Raw genomic sequence first — 3,055 nt, 5'->3', positions numbered from 1 at the left:
CATCAGCCAGTGCAGCCAGGTGCCGATGACCGGGATGCCGATGGTGATACCCGAGAACGCGGCCCGCAGGCCGGTGCCCGACAGCAGGTCGTCGGGCAGCGAGTAGCCGAAGAAGCCCTCGAACATCGCCAGGATCAGCAGCAGCGAACCGATCACCCAGTTCGCTTCACGCGGCTTGCGGAACGCGCCGGTGAAGAAGATCCGGAACAGGTGCACGATGATGGAAATGGCGAACAGCAGGGCCGCCCAGTGATGCACCTGCCGCACGAACAGGCCGCCACGCACCTCGAAGGAGAGATTGAGCGCCGTCTCGTACGCCCGCGACATGGTGACACCGCGAAGTGGCTGGTAGGAGCCGTTGTAGACGACCTCCGTCATGGACGGGTCGAAGAACAGGGTCAGGTAGACGCCCGACAGCAGCAGGATGATGAAGCTGTAGAGCGCGATCTCGCCGAGCAGGAACGACCAATGGGTCGGGAAGACCTTGTTGATCGACCGCTTCACGAACGCGGCGGCCTTATACCGCTCGTCCGCCTCATCGGCTTGGTTGGCGATTTTGCGAGCTGGATCGATTGCCATGGCCGACACCCCGCCCTGGGTGAGTGATATCCGTTCCTACTACAGACGGTAGCAGAGCTGTCTGCCGGAATCGATGGGTTCTCCGGAAGAATTGTGGAACAAGATCATTCACTTTTGTCCGGCTCGCCGGGCGTCGCCCGATCCGAGTCGATATCGTTTTACTTGTGAGCGCCATGGCACCGCAGGACGCGACGATGTATTGGCTGTCGGAACGAACGCGCAACGACCTTTTTCTGCTGTATTGCTTCGCCGACCGCGGACGGCCCACCGAGGAACTGCGCGCCGCCGTCGCCGAACGGAGTGCGCGGATCGCGGACCTGCGGGTCCGGTTGCGCGAACTGCCCGCCGACGTCGATTACCCGTTCTGGACGCGGTGTGAATTCGCTGCCGAGCAATTCGTCGAACACGAACTGGCGGAGCGTAATTGGTCGCACCTGCTGCGCGTTCTCGGCGAGCTGCTCGGCACCGGCGTCGATGCCGCCGTGCACCCGTGGCGGCTGCACGTCTTCCGCGCGGTCGCCGACGCGCCAGGGCAGGAAGGCGAGCCCGCGCTGGTGGTGGTGCTGCAGATGTCCCATGCGCTGGCCGATGGGCGCCGGGCCTCGGCGATCGCGCGTGCGCTGTTCGGTGGGGTGGACGATCGCACGGTGGCGGCGAGCGTGTCGTCCATGGGCGTGCGCGTCGGCTCGGTGAGGGTGCGTGGGCGGACGATCGGTGATGCGGTGTCGGCGAGCGTGCTGCCGATCGGTGTGCTGGTCGATTCGGCTGTCGGTCTGCTGCGCGTGCCGGTTCGGCTTGCCGCGACGGCCGTGCGCGGCTACCAGGCATTCCGAGCCCAGCAGCGGCTGACGGAGTTGACCGAGGCGGGCGAAGCGCCGCCGCCCGGAGAGGGTTACCCGCCGAGCGCGCTGAATCGGACGGCAGCGGAGGGGATCTCGCGGCACGAAGCTCGGATGCTGGTGTTCCCGGCGGATGATCTGCGGGTGCCCGGTCGTACCGTCACGGTCGTAGTCTTGACCGCGGTGTCGCTGGCGCTCGCCCGCTACCTGGCCGACCGGGGCGAGCCGGTGGAGCGTCTCGGTGCGCAGGTCCCGATGGCCCTTCCCGAGGTCGACCGCCCCCGCAACAACTATCGCAGCCTCGGCGTCGATCTCTTCGTCGACGAACCCGATCTGAGCCTGCGCGCCGACAAGATCGCCGCCGCGCTCGCCGACCGGCGTGTCCGCGCACGGCACCCGCTGCTGTCGGCGCAGGACCTGGTCACCGCGACAATCCCGGCCCCGCTGCTGCGCCGGGACGTCGACCGCTACCCCCTCGACACCGTTCCGGACTCGATAGCGGGGCACACGGTCGTCTCCAGTGTCGACCGCGGCCCGGCCGACCTGTCCTTCGGCGGCGGGGAGGTGCGTTTCACGGCCGGGTTCCCCGCGCTCGGCTCCGTCATGCACCTCACCCACGGCGTCCATGGCCTCGGCGACACCGTCACCATCTCGCTGCACGCCGACCGGGCGGTCCTACCGGATCTCGACGCCTACGCCGCCCACCTCCGCGCCGCGCTGCTGGAAACACACCACACCCGGGTCGACACCGCTCCGGCGTGAGGATCGCAGGTCCGCCGGTCAGGAACGGACGAGGGCGTGCTGGGGGGCGGACTGGTGGACCTCGGCGGAGATCTTGATCTCCAGTTCCAGCCGGGTGGCGTTGATGACCGAGCGTTCCTCTTCGACGGTGTTCTCGATCGCCCGCGACCACAGCGCCTGGATCTCGGTGATCTCCTCGGCGACGGCCTCGCCGTCGAGTTCGATCCTGCGCCGCTGCAAGCTGATGTTCAGCGCGGCCGTGAGCGTCCGCATCAGGTCCTCGCAGCGATTGGGGATCTTGCGGTGCGCCACGACGCGCAAGCTGCTGATGAAACCTCGCGAGCCGGTGATGATCTGCCGGATCTCCTCGTCCACCTGATCCAGTTCGTCGGCCTCCCAGCGTTCGCAGCGCAACAACTGCTGGCGTACGTCGCTCGAGATGGCCAGCACCGAGGACACCGCGGTGAGCACCGATTCCCGCCGCCATTTGTCGTGCTCGCGCCGCTCGGCCGCCGCGTTGGTCGACTCCACGCTGCGCTGCGCCGCGTCCAGAGTGGCCCGGTTTCGCTCGTCCGCGGCGGTGAGCGCCGCCCGGTTCGTGCGGTTGTTGACCAGCACGCCGACCAATGCCGCCATGGCGACGATGAGGGAACCGAAGAGCGGGAGCCACTGAGTCACGGGGACGATCATTCCATCGGAATGGGATGTCGCACAGCCTAGATCGGACGAACGGTGCTCGCCCCGCTGCCGGACACCGTGGGTCGGCACCGGCCTCTCGACTTCCGTGGACCTGCCGCGTCGCGAACCCGTAGCCATCGAATGGCGAACGCCTACGGCGCGTCGATTCCCGCGTGGGGGGTAGTGGCCCACATCACAGCCAGGCCAAGTCGCTGAAT

General features: G+C 67.6%; 3 protein-coding genes. 1 reads left to right on the top strand and 2 read right to left on the bottom strand.

What is annotated here, in order from left to right:
* Positions 1 to 579: cytochrome b (locus tag NA8_RS21170; protein ID WP_169810534.1), on the bottom strand; the 579-nt coding region annotated here is incomplete at its 3' end.
* 173 nt (positions 580 to 752) lie between these two features.
* On the opposite strand from NA8_RS21170, the gene NA8_RS21165 reads away from it, so the two are divergent.
* Complete coding sequence (locus tag NA8_RS21165) at positions 753 to 2,180, top strand: WS/DGAT domain-containing protein (RefSeq protein WP_063052111.1); 1,428 nt, start codon at positions 753 to 755, stop codon at positions 2,178 to 2,180.
* An 18-nt stretch (positions 2,181 to 2,198) separates the two neighbouring features.
* Here the strand turns inward: NA8_RS21165 and NA8_RS21160 are convergent, their stop codons facing one another.
* Positions 2,199 to 2,837, bottom strand: coding sequence for a hypothetical protein (locus tag NA8_RS21160; protein WP_157106817.1), 639 nt, complete (start codon positions 2,835 to 2,837; stop codon positions 2,199 to 2,201).
* Between the last annotated feature and the right edge of the window lie 218 nt (positions 2,838 to 3,055).

It is taken from the genome of Nocardia arthritidis NBRC 100137, assembly GCF_001612765.1.
Lineage (GTDB): Bacteria > Actinomycetota > Actinomycetes > Mycobacteriales > Mycobacteriaceae > Nocardia > Nocardia arthritidis.
The sequence above is the reverse complement of the archived record's forward strand: the minus strand, read 5'-3'. Positions and strand labels throughout refer to the sequence as shown.

Coding starts and splice junctions, on each gene's coding strand:
- NA8_RS21165 (WP_063052111.1), top strand. CDS start 753: ATGGCACCGCAGGACGCGACGATGTATTGGCTGTCGGAACGAACGCGC.